Here is a 1,172-nt window from a genome sequence, read left to right on the forward strand (position 1 = left end):
GCCCCGACCCGAGCCGACGCCGGTCACCCGGCCGCTGCGGGCACGCCCGGACCGGCCGCAGACTCCGCCCCCGGCCCGGCCCGGGCCCCGCGACGCCCGTGACCCCCGTGAGCGGGCGCGTCCTCGGGACCGCCAGCACACCCCCGCCCCCGGCGGGCGCCCCGGCGCCGCGCGGAAACGGCTGCTCCGGCAGCGGCTGGTCGTCTTCGTCACCGTGACCATCGGGGTGGCGCTCGCCATCGCGGCGGCGCAGGGGTGCGAGAACCGGGACAACCGGAGCGTGCGGCCACCGACCGCGGTGGTGACCAACGCCGGCTCCGGCGGCGAGCAGTCCGTGCCCGGGACATCGGCGGACGTCGCGCCCCAGGCCACGGCCGTGCCGCTCCCGGCAGCGGCACGCGGCGGTACGGACAGCGGGCTGACGGCCCCCCAGGCGCCCGTACCGGCCGTGGACTGGCCCAACCGCAGCTACCCCGACGGGACCGGCGGGCCGGCCGTCGCCCTGCAGAACGGGCACTCGGTCGGGGCCGGGCCGCAGGTCGCGCTGAGCGCGGTGCTGCCGGCCCGGTACAAGGGCCTGCCGGCCGCGGTGGTCGTCCTGCGGCGGGTGGAGGGCTCGGCCCCGGTCGACCTCGTCCAGCTCTACACCTTCGCCGGGGACGCTCCGGCCGCCACCACCTCCCGCACCTCGGTGGCGGACCCGCAGGCGACGGCCAGCTGGCGACTGGACGGCAGCACCGTCGTCCGCGAGGAACGTGCGGCCGCCACCGGCACCGTCACCTCCACCCGCTACACCGTCCGCCCCGACGGCACGCTCGACGAATCCTGGCCCGGCGCCACCACCCCGCCCCCCGCCGCCGCTCCGGCCCCACCCACCTCCCCCACCGGCTGAAGCCCCCGGACCTGCACGGCACGAGAAGTCGGGCACGCCGACTTTCGGTGCCGGGCGATCCCGGAAGGCGCTGCGGGCCGGCAGGCGGGACAAGCGGCCTCAGCAAAGCCGGTACGCGTGAGAAGTCGGGCCAGCCGACTTCAGGTGATGCGGCGGCAGCTGCGAAGGCGTGCACGGGCGGGGGCACGGCACGAGAAGTCGGGCGGGCCAACTTTCGGTGCCGGGCGATCCCGGAAGGCGTCGCGGGTCGGCGGCCGATCGGGGGCCTCGGTGAGGCTCC

Annotated in this window: 1 pseudogene; it reads left to right on the top strand. The window is 78.1% G+C overall.

Annotation, left to right across the window (positions count from 1 at the left end):
- Window positions 1–892 (top strand): annotated as a pseudogene (locus ACFU6K_RS39395) (hypothetical protein); the annotation flags it as partial.
- Window positions 893–1,172: the final 280 nt, after the last annotated feature.

Source organism: Kitasatospora sp. NPDC057512, assembly GCF_042802135.1.
Classification (GTDB): domain Bacteria; phylum Actinomycetota; class Actinomycetes; order Streptomycetales; family Streptomycetaceae; genus Kitasatospora.